Origin of the sequence: Blautia obeum ATCC 29174, assembly GCF_025147765.1 — a bacterium.
GTDB classification, from domain to species: Bacteria; Bacillota; Clostridia; order Lachnospirales; family Lachnospiraceae; genus Blautia_A; species Blautia_A obeum.
Genome location: NZ_CP102265.1, coordinates 2,933,250 through 2,948,991 on the forward strand (window position 1 = coordinate 2,933,250; position 15,742 = coordinate 2,948,991).

13 protein-coding genes are annotated in these 15,742 nt (G+C 42.3%); 3 read left to right on the forward strand and 10 right to left on the reverse strand.

Annotated elements, in window-relative coordinates; translation table 11 throughout:
* Positions 1 to 58: 58 nt before the first annotated feature.
* The 8 genes from NQ503_RS14185 to NQ503_RS14220 form a co-directional block, all read right to left on the reverse strand.
* Positions 59 to 751: a D-lyxose/D-mannose family sugar isomerase gene (locus NQ503_RS14185; protein WP_044926224.1), complete on the reverse strand. Its 693-nt coding sequence runs from the start codon at positions 749 to 751 to the stop codon at positions 59 to 61.
* Positions 752 to 850: 99 nt separating this feature from the next.
* Positions 851 to 1,864: an ABC transporter substrate-binding protein gene (locus tag NQ503_RS14190; protein WP_005427990.1), complete on the reverse strand. Its 1,014-nt coding sequence runs from the start codon at positions 1,862 to 1,864 to the stop codon at positions 851 to 853.
* A gap of 90 nt (positions 1,865 to 1,954) precedes the next feature.
* Positions 1,955 to 2,962, reverse strand: coding sequence for an ABC transporter permease (locus NQ503_RS14195; protein WP_005427992.1), 1,008 nt, complete (start codon positions 2,960 to 2,962; stop codon positions 1,955 to 1,957).
* Between the two features lie 2 nt (positions 2,963 to 2,964).
* Positions 2,965 to 4,494, reverse strand: a complete 1,530-nt coding sequence (locus NQ503_RS14200; RefSeq protein WP_005427993.1) for a sugar ABC transporter ATP-binding protein — start codon at positions 4,492 to 4,494, stop codon at positions 2,965 to 2,967.
* A gap of 231 nt (positions 4,495 to 4,725) precedes the next feature.
* Entirely contained in the window at positions 4,726 to 5,736 is a 1,011-nt protein-coding gene (locus NQ503_RS14205) for a zinc-dependent alcohol dehydrogenase (protein ID WP_005427994.1), read from the reverse strand.
* 134 nt (positions 5,737 to 5,870) lie between these two features.
* Positions 5,871 to 6,977, reverse strand: coding sequence for an RNA-guided endonuclease TnpB family protein (locus NQ503_RS14210; protein ID WP_044926226.1), 1,107 nt, complete (start codon positions 6,975 to 6,977; stop codon positions 5,871 to 5,873).
* Between the two features lie 372 nt (positions 6,978 to 7,349).
* On the reverse strand, positions 7,350 to 8,528 hold the full coding sequence (locus tag NQ503_RS14215; protein WP_167531123.1) for an ROK family transcriptional regulator: 1,179 nt from the start codon (positions 8,526 to 8,528) through the stop codon (positions 7,350 to 7,352).
* A 69-nt stretch (positions 8,529 to 8,597) separates the two neighbouring features.
* Complete coding sequence (locus tag NQ503_RS14220; RefSeq protein WP_044926227.1) at positions 8,598 to 9,479, reverse strand: aldose 1-epimerase family protein; 882 nt, start codon at positions 9,477 to 9,479, stop codon at positions 8,598 to 8,600.
* 190 nt (positions 9,480 to 9,669) lie between these two features.
* Here NQ503_RS14220 and arcC point away from each other — a divergent pair, with 190 nt between their 5' ends.
* Both arcC and eutJ read left to right on the forward strand, forming a co-directional pair.
* On the forward strand, positions 9,670 to 10,602 hold the full coding sequence (gene arcC, locus NQ503_RS14225) for a carbamate kinase (RefSeq protein WP_005427999.1): 933 nt from the start codon (positions 9,670 to 9,672) through the stop codon (positions 10,600 to 10,602).
* A gap of 15 nt (positions 10,603 to 10,617) precedes the next feature.
* Positions 10,618 to 11,457, forward strand: coding sequence for an ethanolamine utilization protein EutJ (gene eutJ / locus NQ503_RS14230; RefSeq protein ID WP_005428000.1), 840 nt, complete (start codon positions 10,618 to 10,620; stop codon positions 11,455 to 11,457).
* A gap of 61 nt (positions 11,458 to 11,518) precedes the next feature.
* Here eutJ and nrdD read toward each other — a convergent pair whose 3' ends face one another.
* Both nrdD and NQ503_RS14240 read right to left on the reverse strand, forming a co-directional pair.
* Complete coding sequence (nrdD, locus tag NQ503_RS14235; RefSeq protein ID WP_044926228.1) at positions 11,519 to 13,654, reverse strand: anaerobic ribonucleoside-triphosphate reductase; 2,136 nt, start codon at positions 13,652 to 13,654, stop codon at positions 11,519 to 11,521.
* A 204-nt stretch (positions 13,655 to 13,858) separates the two neighbouring features.
* Entirely contained in the window at positions 13,859 to 14,566 is a 708-nt protein-coding gene (locus tag NQ503_RS14240) for a hypothetical protein (RefSeq protein WP_044926231.1), read from the reverse strand.
* A gap of 156 nt (positions 14,567 to 14,722) precedes the next feature.
* Between NQ503_RS14240 and asnA the strand changes: the two genes are divergently transcribed.
* Positions 14,723 to 15,730, forward strand: a complete 1,008-nt coding sequence (gene asnA / locus NQ503_RS14245) for an aspartate--ammonia ligase (protein ID WP_005428005.1) — start codon at positions 14,723 to 14,725, stop codon at positions 15,728 to 15,730.
* The last annotated feature ends 12 nt before the right edge of the window (positions 15,731 to 15,742 follow it).

The window sequence follows — 15,742 nt, forward strand, 5'->3', positions numbered from 1 at the left end:
TTCTGCCATATATTAAATAACGCCGGAATATACTTCCGGCGTCATCTCACAAACATTCTTATTTTTCTGAAGCTTCCGGATATTCGTTGCAGAGCAGACGATATGGTGGCTCATCCTCTTCGATCTCAGGAAATCTTCCTGCTGGTGGATTAAAGCGGTTATCAATATTGTCGTCATTACACTGGCTTACTTCACCAATCAGTACAGGGCCTGTTCCTGGTTCTACTTCAAAGTCATGATACATTCCCTGCATGATCGTAATGCTCATACCTGGTTCCAGTTTTACCTGTGTACCAGCCGGAACGACCTGAACTTCTCCATCGATATGTACGGTAACATCGCCTTCTTTATCGATTTCTTCATCCGGAAGGGAATTATATACACGGATCAGAATATTTCCGCCGCCTCTGTTGATGATGTCTTCCATCTTATACCAGTGGAAATGATTCAGCGCATACTGTCCTTCTTTCAGATAAAGGAATTTCTCTGCATACGGTTTCTTATATTTATCTTTCATTTTAATATTTCCGTTACGAATAGTAAACAGGGAAAATCCATATTTATCAAAATCTCCCATGCCATAGTCGGTAATATCCCATCCAAGCATGTTATCACGGATCTCATCAAATTCATGGCCTTTTGTTTTCCATTCTTCCGGTGTGAAATTTGCAAATTTCGGAAGATAATACTGATGATCTGCAATCATTTTTTCCAGTTCTTTTAAAGCTTTGTTAATTTCTGATCTTTTCATGTCCTCTGTCTCCTTATTAAGTCTCATTAATCCTGAAACAGGCCGTCGGAAAAAACCGACGGCCTATATTCACTTATTACATATAATCAGGTCTGATAATTATTCAGCTGCTTCTTCTGTTTCTTCAGCATCATCAGCTTCTTCTGTGTCAGCTGCTTCTTCTGTTTCTTCAGCACCGTCTTCTGCAAGAGCTTCTTTTGTAAGTACGGATACACCTGTATCTGTTACTTCGCCGCCAAGATCTTCGCCATTGAGAGCTTTGATGCAAGCCTGAACACCAAGTTTACCCATCTGATCCGGGTTCTGAGCCATTGTGCATACAAGATATCCATCTTCGATAAGACCTTTCAGTGTATCAGATTTATCAAAACCAACACCGACAATTTCGTCGCTTCCGGATGCTTTGATTGCATTACCAGTACCAGTAGCAGCACCTTCGTTTGCACCAAAGATACCTACAACACCTTCTGTGATATAGTTCTCAGCTATTGTCTGAGCTTTTGCAGCATCACCTTCACAGTACTGTGTTTCAAGAAGTTCATAATCTGTTCCTTCAAGAGCTTCTCTGAATCCTTCTTCACGCTGGATAGTAGAATTTGTGGAAGTATTAATATTTACGATACCGATGCTTCCATCTTTAATTCCTTTGTCTTCCAGAGCTTTGATCATTTCTTCACCAGCTGTTTTACCAGCAGCTTTGTTATCTGTGGAGAATGTAGCTTCTGCTTCTACGTTTGCAGGAGAATCAACATAAACAATCTTGATTCCTGCATCAACTGCTTCCTGAAGAGCACCGGAAACTGCATCTTCACTATTAGCTGCTACAAGGATAGCATCATATCCACCAGCTACTGCATTGTTGATACATTCGATCTGTTTTGCATCGTCTTTTACGTCCGGTGCCATGAAGTCAACGGTAACACCATCAGCTTTTGCTTCTTCCTCTGCACCCTCTTTCAGAGATACCCAATGCTGGTCTACAGAGTCCATTGTGATAAGTGCAATTTTGTAATCTCCGTCAGCCTTAACTGTCTCATCTGCTAATACTGGTGTTGCTGCGAGGCATCCGATCATAGATGCACAACATACTGCTGCTAAAATTTTTTTCTTCATGGTAAAAACCTCCCTTAATATATTATAAAGCTCTTTGCTTTATATTCCTGTGTTATTTTATCAAAATATAATATCAAGATTCATTCAAATTTATTTCTTTTTCTTTTTGAAGTTACCGCTGCGGACAACTACATCAAGAAGAACTGCACCAACAACGATCACACCGATGATGATACGCTGGAAGCCAACCTGTGCATGAATAAGGTTCAGACCATTTTCAAGTGTCTGCCATACACCTGCACCTGCGAATGTTCCAAGAAGGATACCGGATCCGCCAAGTGGTGATACACCACCGATAACACCTGCTGCAACACCGTACATTTCGTACATATTACCTGCATCCATGTTACCCATACCAGCCTGTGCACAAAGAACAAATCCAACGACTGCGGAACAGAAACCACTTACCATGTAAGCTTTTGTTGTTGTCTTAACTACATCTACACCAGAAAGTCTTGCTGCATCTACGTTAGAACCGATTGCATAAATGTGACGTCCGGATCTGGTTCTTGCAAGGAAAAACCAGAAAATAAGGAAAACAATAAGTGCAATCCAGAATGTATTAAAGATTCCTGCTGTTTTTCCATAATAGAAAATATTCTGGAATCTGTCTCCGGCCTCTTTACCGATTCCGGATGCGATGTTGTCAGTATTTCTGTTATTATTTACGATGTAAGCAATACCACGAGCTACAAACATGGTTCCCAGTGTTGCGATAAATGGCGGAAGTTTAAATTTACCAACCAGATATCCGTTCACAACACCTACTACCAGTGCCAGAATAATTGTTACGAGAATTGCAACAACCGGGTTCATTCCCTTTGTCATCATGGTTGCTGAGATCATAGCACTCATACCAACAACAGAACCGATCGACAGGTCAATATTACCTGTGATCATTACAAAACTCTGTCCGATACCGATCAGCAGATATTTTGACATTGAACGAAGAAGGTTCTGGATATTAAGAAGTGAAAACACCTTCGGGTTCAGAATACCAAATGCTATATAAATAATAATTAATCCTATGAAGGCGGTTACTACCGTGCCGGCACCCTTCGCCCCCAAAATTTTTGAAAAGCCACTTTTTTTCTTCATGATTATTCCTCCTTGTTGTTCTGGCTTTGAGATCCAAGTTTATTCTCAAAGGATGTTGCATATTTCAGAATGTCATTCTGTGTGGTTTCTTTTGCCATTACCTCACCGGTAATACGTCCGTCACACATAACGATGATCCGGTCTGCCACACCCATAACCTCCGGCATCTCGGAGGAAACAAACATAACAGCGATTCCCTGCTTTTTCAGCTGATTCATCAGCTGATAAATCTCAACCTTGGCACCTACATCAATACCTCTTGTAGGCTCATCAAAAATTACAACTCTTGAATTTCTCGCCAGCCATTTACCAACAACGACCTTCTGCTGATTACCACCGGATAACGTTCCGGCATCAACATCCAGATTCGGAGTTTTGATCGTGAGGTCTGCTACAGCCTTGTCACAGAGTTCTTCTTCAACTTTTGTATTGATCACTCCGCCTTTTCCACAGATAAGATCAAGGTTTGGAAGTGCAATATTATGACGGATACTGAGTTTTGTACATAATCCGTCTTTCTTTCTGTCTTCCGGAGCAAGTACAACACCTGCTTTGATAGCATCCATCGGATTGTTGATCGTAATTTCTTTACCATCCAGGATCAGTGTTCCTGATTCTTTCGGATCAACACCGAAGATAGCTCTTGTTGTTTCTGTACGTCCGGCACCCATAAGTCCGGCAAATCCAACGATCTCACCTTCATACAGCGAGAAATTGATATCTCTTACCAGGCGTCCTGCGTTCAGGTTCTTGACCTCGAATACTTTCTTGCCTTTCTCGCACTCAACATGAGGGAATTTCTCTTTGATCTCACGGCCAACCATGTTGGCAATGATCTCATCCATTGTAAAGTCTGTGAAATTACCTTCTGTTATGTAGTGACCATCTCGCATGATCGTAACTCTGTCTGTAATATGTGCAAGCTCTTCCAGACGATGTGAAATATATACGATTCCGCATCCCTGGCTTTTCAGCTTACGGATAATATTAAACAGTTCATCGATCTCACGGGATGTAAGTGCCGATGTAGGCTCATCCATGATCAGGATTTTTGCATTGATTGAAAGTGCTTTTGCAATCTCAATCATCTGCTGTTTGGAAACCGGAAGTTCTCCAACGATCTCATCCGGACTGATATCTACTCCAAGTTCTCCAAGATATTTTCTTGCGATATCTTCCATATTGGAGTTATTTAACACGAAGCCCTTACGTTCTTCTCGTCCAAGGAACATATTCTGTGCTACTGTAAGATCCTTACACATATTCAGTTCCTGATGGATAATCGCAACTCCGGCCTCTCGCGCCGAGCTCGGTGTAAGTGATTCATAATCTTTACCAAATATCTTCAAACTTCCCTGATCCAGAGAATATACACCACTCAAAATTTTCATCAGTGTTGATTTACCTGCACCGTTTTCACCTAACAGTGCCATAACCTCACCGGCACGAAGATTAAATTTAACATCATCAAGTGCCTTAACACCCGGAAACTCTTTCGTAATGTGTTCCATGGAAACAATTACATCTCCCATATCTTCACCCTGCTTTCCGAAATACTTCTCTCTCTTGTTTATGTATTTATTATACACAGAGGTGTTTGTGCAAAAAAGGGGGGCAAAATATTGTTTTGAGATGGTAAATTATTTATTTTGTATAAATTATCGTAATTCCATCACCCGTTATTTGTTATTTTATATAATACTATTCCGTTTTCCTCGTCTGTAAAGTGTTAAAAAGTACAGCAATCAGTACAAGGGCGCCTTCTATTCGTTCACCATAATCGCTTTAACCGCTTTATCTTTCTCCGCAAGATACTGAGCCATTGCTGTTGGAAGATCCTCCAGTTTGAATCGATGCGAGATCAGTGATTTCACATCGACCATACCTGCTTCCAGAAGATTGATACATCTTGGGAAATACAATGCCGGGATCGCATTGGATCCGATAATGGAAATTTTTCTGAGATGTACAATATTTGAATCAAACGTTGCCTTTGCCCTGTCGCCATATCCGATTCCAAGAAATGCAACTTTGCCTCCCGGGTTGGTAACTCTTGTTGCAAGGTCAATCGTACTCGGCGGTGAAGTTACAAGAACTTTATCCACGCCACCTCGTGGGAATGGATATTTTTCAAGATTTTCTTTATCTGTAAAGATCACATCATCAGCACCAAATTTGCAGGCCAGATCTACACGCGCTTTACTTCCGGAATGCTGTGCTACATATATATGGCGTGCACCACTCTTCTTGGCCATCTGCATTGCCATAAGTCCGATCGGACCTGCACCCAGAAGAAGAACATCATCATTCAGATGAATATCTGCTGTCAGGATAAGGTCTGCTGCAACTCCCATTGGTTCCAGGATACACGCTTCCTCAAAAGAAAGATCTCGGATATTTACAACCAGATTTGCAGGTACAATCGTTCTCTCTGCAAATCCCATGGTATCTCCTTTTTTACGTTTCATATAATCCGTACAGTCTGTACAAAGATCCGGTCTTCCATTCAGGGCAGCATCGGAAAATGGATTGAATGTTGAAGTTTCGATTGCCACACGATCACCTACCGCAACATTCTGTACCTCTGCTCCTATTTTGGTTACAATTCCCGCAAATTCATGGCCAAACGGCTCCCACTCAGTTGCTGCATAATTTGCCAGAATATTATCATGCCCACAGAAACCACAAGCTTTGACAGCGACTTCCACCTCGTTTCTGTCAGGTTCTCTTAACTCTACATCTCTGACTTCAAACTGATATTTCGCCTGTGACATGCTCCCACCACTTAAATCTCTGATTTTGAAGTGGGGCTTCTTGCTCAATGGCTCTACTGAGCCAAGTATCTACAAGCTATCCTCGCGTGCCCCGCGATTTTTATTAGTCCGGTTACGGACTTTTTATTGTGCTGTCATGCACATTCTGCAAAAATTCTTTTTCCTTCATTCATGATGTTAACTGCTGCATTTACATCTCGATCCATTCTGTTTCCACATTCACAACAATAAATCCTATCAGATAAAGACAATTCTTCTTTTTTCTTTCCGCATACACTGCAAATCTTACTGGATGCAAAATAACAATCTACTTTTATCAGATATTTTCCTCGTTCCTCCAGTTTATATTCCAGCATAGACAGAAACAGGCCATATCCATTATCATGCACGCCTTTTCCAAAATGAAATCCTCCTGCCATCCCTTTCAGATTCAGGTCTTCCACGCATACTGCATCGTAGCTCTCGGCAAGACTGGTACTGAGTTTATGCTGAAAATCTTTTCTCTGATTTCGGATCTTTTCATGGCACAATGCAACTCGTTTCTTCTGTTTTTTATAATTCTGACTGCCTTTCTGACATCTGGACAGCTTTCTCTGTTCCCGTGCAAGCTTTTTCTCTGCGTGCCGATAGAACATCGGGTATTTGGCTCTTTCATTAGTAGAAAACACACACATCCCCTGCATGGCAAAATCAATCCCGATAAATTTTTCTGCTGGTCCTTTTTCTGCTGTTTGGTTTTCACAGTAAAATAAAAGACTGGCAAAATATTTTCCGGAGGGCTCCCTTCTGACTGTCACAGATTTCAGTTTCCATTTTTCTGATATTGGACGGTGAAGCTTTATTCTGACAGCTGCCATCTTAGGCAGTTTCAAATATTTTCCTTCCAGAAAGATATTTCCGTTCACTACGTTTGTTGTATAAGATTTTCTTGCTGACTTCTTTGATTTGAAACGTGGAAATCCTACCGATGGTTCGCGGAAAAACTTACGAAATGCACTTTCCAGATGCATCTGTACATTTGCTAATGCCAATGAATCCACCTCTTTCAGCCAGGGATATTCTTTCTTGTAACTGGCTGGTGTGTTCCTTAACATCTTCTTTTCTTTTTTATAATGTTCTATTTTATCCGCAAGCATACAGTTATAGATAAACCGGCTGCAGCCGATTGTTTTTTCTATTTGCACACGTTGTTCTGCATTTGGATAGATTCGTATTTTTACTGCCCGATTTATTTTCCTCACCTTATTCCTACATATGAATGATTTCAATCATCGTTTTTTCGAACAATATGTTCTCTTTTTATTATTATAATACAATCCCAACATGCGAACAAGTGTTTTCTTTTTTGTTTATGAAATTCTTTTGAGCATTTATGCTCAGATCTACAATTCATCTCCCACCTATAGAGGAAGGAGAATTCTTGCTATGTTATGTTAAAAAGTCCTACTCCATAATGATATTCTCTTGCCGGTTTTAAAACATCGTTTAAATTTACTAACATGAATAATCCCCCTTTAATTTTTAATAGTTCTTTTAAAGAACTATTATCTTTTAAATTTACTCACCGACATATATCGGTGAGTTTATTGGTGTATATTTTTACAAAGAAAAATTTACACAAAAAACTGTAATTCCCCTTTGAAAATACTGTTTACTACCAATGCTGCCGCACCGACCAGCTGTGCCTGCTTGCCGAAATAAGCCTTCTTGACCGGAATATTCCATCCATCCTGTGCGATCTTACGGTCATTGATCAGTATCTCCAGTTTCTTTACGTAATCCTCCGGCCAATCTATTCCATCATATCCAAGTACGATCATCTCCGGCTGGAGCATATTGATAATGCTTACCAGTCCTGCACTGATATCCTGAATCATTTCTTCCAGAATATCCTCAACTTCCGGTCTGTCATGAATCTTAAAGTAATCCGCATAAGGCAGATTCAGCCCGGTTATTTTTTTCAGTTTTTCTCTGACCACATAACTGCTCGCATACATTTCCAGACAACCTCTGTTTCCGCAGGAACACTGCAGTCCTTTACAGTTAATGCTGACATGACCAAGCTCTGTTTCAAATCCTCTGTGACTGTGAAAAACCTCTCCTCCACATACAAAGCCGGAACCAATACCATTGGATACAGCAAGAAGAAGGAAATCCTGTTCCGCCTTGCCGATTCCAAACAGTTTTTCTGCCAGTGCTGCACAGTTGTTATCATGATCAAAATAAACCGGAAGATTATATTTCTTCTGGATTGCTTCTTTGATCGGGACATGCTTAACTCCATAAAATCGCGGTGGATTCAGAATAATTCCGTTGCGGATATCTACCGGCCCGATAGAAGCAATGCCAATTCCCAGAATATTTTTCTCCTCTTCCATCATCCGGTCAATCAGTTCAAAAGCATTCTGAATCAGAATATCCCCTGTCAGCTCGCCAAATTCTATGGTCTCTGTGCGGAATATCTGCATGTCCAGGCTGCAGAGTACAGCCTGGATATTTGTTCGGAAAACAAGAATTCCTATGATCTTCGGGGCCTGATCAGCAACTTTGAGAATGATCGGATTCCTGCCGCAGACTTCTGTAAGCTCTTCCTCACATTCCTTTACAATTCCCTTCTCCATGAACTCTGCCACAATATTGGTCACTGTGGTTTTGGCAAGGCCAGTCCTCCTCGAAAGTTCAATTCTCGTATTACAGGTTCCCGTAGCGATCAACTGAAAGATCAGTCCTCTGTTGAACTGTTTGGATGTTATGCTGTTCTTGCCATTTCCTTTTTTCATGTTTACCTGCATGATCATTTTCCCCTTCAAATCATGATATGATGCCAGGGCAAGATCCCCGGCCATTAAATACAGGGAGTATTATTTTTCTTTGATCGTAATACTCCATGTATTGGTATATTCCTGTCCACTTTCAAGCGAAAGCAGATCTGCCTGTTTTTCCAGATCCTCAACTACATTTTTGCGTGAAGGAAGCGAACTCCACGGCTCAATACAGACATAATCTACTTCTACATGTGGCCAGTGCCAGATTCCAAGATAATCCATATCCGGAAATGCGACTGTGATCTTTTTGCTGCCTTTTGCACTTTCAAGTGTTACTTCCCTCGGCATTTCTTTCAACACGATCGCATCATCATCGAACAGATTATGCTCCAGATTCAGATAACGGCCTTCTTCCAATGCAAAAGCCTCATCCTCCTCCAGTACGAAACAGTCCTCCGAAAAAAGAATCCTGCGTGGTTTGGGATCTTCGCCAAAATCAATCCTGTAATCCTCAAATTTCAGATTCTTCTCAATCGGAATCTGGAATCCCGGATGTCCGCCGATACCGAAATACATCTTCTTATCATCGGTATTCTTTACCTGATATGTAATTGTGATTTTTTCTCCTTCAAGTTTCCATGTGATATCAAGTGTAAACTCAAAAGGATACTGTTTTCTTGTTTCCGGTGAGCTTACAAGGCGCAGCGTCAGGGAATCTGCTTTCTGCTCAACAAGCTCCATCTCATCATACGGAAGAAATCCGTGAATATCCATATGATAAACGGTATCCTGGTATTTATAGCTTTTTTCTGTCATTCGACCGATATAGGGAAATAGATTCGGTCCTCTGTCTGTCCATGTTGCAGCATCTCCCTGCCACAAGTATTCCTGTCCTTCTGCATCTTTGACAGACTGAAATTCTCCCCCCCTGGAAGAAACCACCAGTGTAAGTTTCTCATTGCTGATCGTATAGTTCATGTCTTCACCCTCCTTGTGTTTTCTCATTATAGCACGTCAAACTTTCAGTTTCTATCTTTTTATAACAATCACCCTTTTATAGTCTGTCTTTTTACCACATTTTATCTTTTTATTGCAATTCCATTCTCATTCTTTTATAATAAGAATTAGATTGTTTTACAGACAAATTGAAAAGAAACGAGGAATCCATATGAGCGAAAAAACTGTCGTTGTTGCTCTTGGTCACAAAGCCCTGGGCGCAACTCTTCCAGAACAGAAACAGGCTACCAAGGCCGCTGCAAAAGCCATTGCAGATCTTGTAGAGGATGGTGCACACGTTGTCATCTCCCACAGCAACGGACCTCAGGTCGGCATGATCCATACAGCTATGAACGAATTCGGTAAGGCACATCCTGATTATACCTTTGCGCCAATGTCTGTATGTTCTGCCATGAGTCAGGGATATATCGGATATGATCTTCAGAATGCAATCCGTGCAGAACTGATCTCCAGAGGAATCTACAAACCGGTCGCAACGATTCTCACCCAGGTTGTGATCGATCCTTATGATGAAGCTTTCGGGGAACCAGAGAAAATCATTGGACGTATTCTTACTTCTGAAGAGGCAGAAGCAGAGGAGGACAAGGGAAACTTTGTTACAGAAGTTGGAAATGGCGAATATCGCAGAATCCTTGCAGCCCCGAAGCCACAGAAAATCGTGGAACTTGAAACGATCCGTACTCTTGCAGATGCAGGACAGGTCGTGATCGCAGCCGGCGGCGGCGGAATCCCGGTCATGGAACAGGGAATCGATCTCCATGGTGCAAGTGCTATCATTGAAAAAGACTTTGCAAGTGAGCTTCTCGCAGAGGAATTAAATGCAGATACGCTTCTGATCCTCACCAGCGTTGAGAAAGTCAGCCTGAATAAAGATACTGACAAAGAAACTTATCTGGACACTGTTTCTGTTGCAGATGCCCGCAAATACATTGATGAGAATCAGTTTACAGCAGGCTCCATGCTTCCGAAGATCGAAGCTGCGGTCGCATTTGCAGAAAAAGGCAATGGACATCGCACCATCATCACAGATATTGCTCATGCAAAAGATGGCTACAAAGAAAAGACTGGTACTATCATTAAATAATTGGAGCATTCTTAAATGGAAATAAAAAACAGAACTTTATCGAATTTTGCAGAACTGGTACGAACCGGAGAATGCAAGAAATTCAGAGGCCGTCTGAAGGTCGGTGTGGATCTCGGTACTGCCAATACGGTCCTTGCGGTTGTTGACAGCACAAACAGACCGATTGCAGGTGTCTCCGCACCTTCTCATGCAATTCGTGACGGTGTGATCGTAAACTATTATGAATCCGTTCAGCTTGTCACAAAGCTGAAAGCAGAGCTCGAGGAAAAACTTGGCACCGAGCTCCCCTATGCTGCTGCTGCCATCCCTCCGGGAGTTTCCGAAGGCAGTGTCAAAAGCATCGGCTATGTACTGGAAGGTGCCGGGTTCGAAGTGATGAATATCGTAGATGAGCCGACTGCTGCCGCTGCTGTCCTCAAGATCACAGACGGTGCAGTTGTTGATGTCGGCGGCGGCACAACCGGTATCAGCATCCTCAAAGATGGCAAAGTCATCTACACCGATGATGAAGCAACCGGTGGAAGTCATATGACCATGACAGTTGCCGGGCATTATAAGATTCCTTATGAAGAAGCAGAAGTTCTAAAGACTACTCCTGAGAAAGAGGATGAAATCTTCCCGGTCGTCAAGGCTACCATAGAGAAAATGGCAACCATCACTGAGAAATTTCTCAATGGTTATCAGGTGCCTGCAGTTTATGTTGTAGGTGGCTCCGCAAGCTTCAGGGAATTCACAAATGTATTCGAGAAGAAGCTGAAATTACCGGTATATCGTCCGGTTCATCCACTTCTTGTAACTCCACTCGGAATCGCATATAATTGCGAATTGCCGCCAGTTACACCGAAGAAAAAATAATAATTCTGCAAAAAATTGCCGGTACACTATGATGTACCGGCTGTTTTATTATTTTTCTGATTTACATTGATTTACGTTCTGCAATCTCTGCCATCTTTGCTTCGTTCAGTCGTGTATCACCATGGACACGGCTGTAAGAAAGATATCCATTCATTCGGTCAATCTTGGTCAGGTTATGCGAACCGCATACCGGGCACACATCCATCTCCAGTTCCTGGTGACCGCAGTCATCACAGTATGCCAGAGAAAGATTGACACCTTCATAATATCCCAGATTCATTGCTCTGCGGATCAGAGTACGGATGGCTTCTTTATTATAGCCAATCGGATAACGTACATACTGGATCTTACCACCATTACAGAGTTCCCAGAATCGTCCCTCCAGATCCTGTTTCTCAATCGGAGTTACATCCTCTGTTACATGGCAGTGGAAGCTGTTGCTGACATACGGTCTGTCAGAAACACCCTCAACAATTCCGTACATCTTACGGAACTGTTCTACCTGCAGACCGCAGAGACTCTCTGCCGGTGTACCGTAGATTGCATACAGATATCCATCTTCCTGCTTAAACTGGTTTACTTTATCATTGATGTATTTCAGAACTTCCAGGGCAAACTGTCCATCTTCACGGATTGACTTACCATTATAAAGCTCCTGCAGTTCATTCAGTGCTGTAATACCAAAAGAAGCTGTCATTGGCTTCAAAAGCTTGCCGATCTTTTCATTTGGTTTCAGATGACCGCCATAGAAACCGCCCTCGCAGTATGCCAGTGGGTTCGTGGAAGCACGCATCTGTCCCAGGTATTCATAAGTACGGATATGCAGATTACGGATCATCTGCAGATAGAAATCCAGCACCTCATAGAAATCTCTGCTCTCGGCTCTTGCTTTCGCCAGGATCATTGGAAGATGAAGGCTGACTGCACCGATATTGAAACGTCCGACAAATACCGGTGTATCTTTATCATCTGCCGGATACATACCGCCGCGTTCATACCACGGACTTAAGAATGCACGGCACCCCATTGGGCTGATAACTTTGCCATACTGTTTATACATGCTGGCGATATAACCCTTGCCTGTCAGAGACAGCCAGTCCGGATACATCGTCTTTGCTGAACAATCCACACCGGCTTCAAAAATATCTTCACATGGTTTTCCAGGTCCATGAAGATTTTCATCATAAAGAAATACGATCTTCGGGAACAGTACCGGTTTCTTGTGCCCCTTCTTACCCTGTCCGCCTTTGTGGACCTCCAGAAGAGAAATATTACACATCTTCTCAAACTGTCCGGTTCCAAGTCCCAATGTAACTGTAACGAACGGATAATCTCCACGGGAAGAACCTACTGTATTGAGTTTGTACTCAATTCCCTGCCATCCCTGGTCAAAATCACGTCTTACTTTATCCAACGCATATTCGATTGCTTTTTCCTCTCTGCCGTTCCAGTTCTCATCCGCATATTTCAGAAATTCACTGATATATTTATCATAACTCTTCTGTGCATATGGTCCAAGGATCTTGTCAACTTCCGGTACGGTAAAACCGCCATACTGCTGTGCCGCAGTACTCAGGATAATATCTCCCATAACATCAAATGCAGTATCCAGTGTCTTCGGCTCATTGTACCAGACATTACCCATCTCAAATCCGCCTTTTAATACGGAGCCAACGTCAAACAGACAGCAGTTCATCGTATCCAGACGTGCTGACTGGTCATGAATATAAATATATCCATCCTTACATGCCTGCAGCTCGTTGCGGTTCATAAAAAACTTACGATACAGTTCCTTATTCAATTCATTAAAGATCAGGCTTCGTTTCGTAGCCACCAGCGCACTGTCGGTATTCGCATTGCTCTTGTCTCCGATGTAACGGATTGCCTGGCTCTTTGTATATACGTCATCCATCATGTGGATAAAATCAAGTTTATAATTACGATAATCACGATAGCTCTTGGCAACTGCCGGATTCACACGCTCCAGAGCTCCTTCAACGATATTATGCATCTCCTGGATCTCAATCTCATTTTTTCCAAGAGAATCTGCATGCTCCTGTGCAAAACGACAGATAAAATCTTTTTCTTCTGGTGAAAATTTATAAAGGATTCGTGCGGCAGATTTGTTTACTGCTTTCACGATCTTCTGCGGATCAAATTCTTCTCTTGTTCCGTCTTTCTTAATTACATAAATCATACCTTGTCTCTCCTGTTTGCTACTGTTTGTAGGGTTTTTCACTGTTTGCGTCGTCCTGAGCGGCGATACTTCCCCTATCGCATTCTCCCCATATATTGTGTTGCATATGAGAGTATAACACAATATCATGTGAAATAAAAGGGGGAATTTCATTTTTTATTGTCTGAAATCTTCCCCCGAAAATCCATTATTAAACTAATATTTTTAATCTTCCCACTCCATCAGATAAACACTGTCGAAGTCACTCTCTTCGGATTCTACCTGAATCGTGTCACCTTCTTCAAATGTCAGAAACAGTGTATCCTCACCATCTTTGAGTGTATATTGTTCGTTGTCTGCTTTCTTTCTGGTAACAGTAAGTGTCACTTCGGCGCTGGAAGTAAAAACGCCATATTTTCCTGCTTCAAACTGGACACCAGCCTGTGCCGGTCCATATCCTGCGCCGATCGAATAATCCTTGTATCCCTGCTCATCATCCCAGCTGTAAAAATATGTACCCGGATCTGTGGTCTCAGCGGTATCTGTCTGTATCTCACTGCTATTCTCAACCTCAGACTGAATTGCTTCTTTTATGACACCACCCAGATCTTCAGCCAGTGGTGCAACTGCTGCAAGAATAATAATGATCACCCAAAGTATCCCAAGTTTTGAATGCTTCTTAGTTTTTGCAGGCCGGATTTTTTCTCTGCCAGAGGATGTATTCCGATTGCCAGCAGCCTTTCCGGTGCTTCCTTTCCCCAAGGATCCGACTCCCTGTGTCTGCATGATCTTACGGGCCTTATCTGATGCATGTCGATAGTGATCACTCCGGCTCTCATTCAGATGATACAGGATTTCATCATTGCGGTATGGCATACCACACTCTTTACATCGTCCATTTACAACCGTTCCGTCACATAACGGACATTTCATAGACAACACCCCCTTAGTTCAAATCATTTCTCCGATTTCACTTCAAATTGCTGTATTCATTATTGTATCCTTTTTATTGCAATCTTACAAGGTAAAAAAATTGCAATACCGACTTTTTCTTGCTATAATAGTTACATTAAATCTAGGAGGATTATTATGGAACAAATCAAGATTCCTGACGGGTATCATTCAGATCTGAATCTGCATGATACACAGGTTGCAATTAAAACTGTCAAAGACTTTTTCCAGCAGACACTTTCCCAGAAGCTGAATCTTCTCCGTGTTTCTGCTCCTATCTTTGTATCTCCATCCTCAGGTCTGAACGACAATCTTAACGGTGTAGAACGTCCGGTAAGCTTCGACATCAAAGGCCAGGACGAAAATGCTGAGATCGTACATTCCCTTGCCAAATGGAAACGCTATGCGCTGAAGAAATACGGCTTTGCTCATGGCGAGGGCCTTTATACAGATATGGTCGCGATCCGTCGTGATGAAGACCTGGACAACATCCATTCTGTATATGTTGATCAGTGGGACTGGGAAAAGATCATTTCCAAAGAAGAACGTACCATGGAAACTCTGATCAACACAGTCCGCTCTATCTACAGTGTACTCCGCAAAACAGAGAAATACATGGCTGTACAGTATGATTATATTGAAGAGATCCTGCCAAAAGAAATTGCCTTCGTTTCCACCCAGGAACTGGTAGACATGTATCCGGATCTGACTCCAAAGGAAAGAGAATACAAGATCGTCAAAGAAAAAGGCGCTGTATTCCTTATGCAGGTTGGTAAGACTTTGTCCAACGGAGAACGTCATGACGGACGTGCACCGGACTACGATGACTGGGAACTGAACGGAGATATCCTCGTATACTATCCGGTTCTTGACATTGCTCTGGAACTTTCATCCATGGGTATCCGTGTTGACGAAGAAGCACTCGACCGTCAGCTGACAGAAGCCGGATGCGATGACCGCAGAGAACTTCCTTTCCAGAAAGCAATTCTGAATAAAGAACTTCCATACACTATTGGCGGTGGAATTGGCCAGTCCCGTATCTGTATGTTCTTCCTTCGCAAAGCTCATATCGGAGAAGTCCACGTATCCCTGTGGCCGGAATCCATAACCAAAGCAGCCGAAGAAGCCGGAGTAAATTTATTATAAAAGAAGTGAGCA

Coding starts and splice junctions, on each gene's coding strand:
- NQ503_RS14185 (WP_044926224.1), bottom strand. CDS start 751: ATGAAAAGATCAGAAATTAACAAAGCTTTAAAAGAACTGGAAAAAATG.
- NQ503_RS14190 (WP_005427990.1), bottom strand. CDS start 1,864: ATGAAGAAAAAAATTTTAGCAGCAGTATGTTGTGCATCTATGATCGGA.
- NQ503_RS14195 (WP_005427992.1), bottom strand. CDS start 2,962: ATGAAGAAAAAAAGTGGCTTTTCAAAAATTTTGGGGGCGAAGGGTGCC.
- NQ503_RS14200 (WP_005427993.1), bottom strand. CDS start 4,494: ATGGGAGATGTAATTGTTTCCATGGAACACATTACGAAAGAGTTTCCG.
- NQ503_RS14205 (WP_005427994.1), bottom strand. CDS start 5,736: ATGTCACAGGCGAAATATCAGTTTGAAGTCAGAGATGTAGAGTTAAGA.
- NQ503_RS14215 (WP_167531123.1), bottom strand. CDS start 8,528: ATGCAGGTAAACATGAAAAAAGGAAATGGCAAGAACAGCATAACATCC.
- NQ503_RS14220 (WP_044926227.1), bottom strand. CDS start 9,479: ATGAACTATACGATCAGCAATGAGAAACTTACACTGGTGGTTTCTTCC.
- arcC (WP_005427999.1), top strand. CDS start 9,670: ATGAGCGAAAAAACTGTCGTTGTTGCTCTTGGTCACAAAGCCCTGGGC.
- eutJ (WP_005428000.1), top strand. CDS start 10,618: ATGGAAATAAAAAACAGAACTTTATCGAATTTTGCAGAACTGGTACGA.
- nrdD (WP_044926228.1), bottom strand. CDS start 13,654: ATGATTTATGTAATTAAGAAAGACGGAACAAGAGAAGAATTTGATCCG.
- NQ503_RS14240 (WP_044926231.1), bottom strand. CDS start 14,566: ATGAAATGTCCGTTATGTGACGGAACGGTTGTAAATGGACGATGTAAA.
- asnA (WP_005428005.1), top strand. CDS start 14,723: ATGGAACAAATCAAGATTCCTGACGGGTATCATTCAGATCTGAATCTG.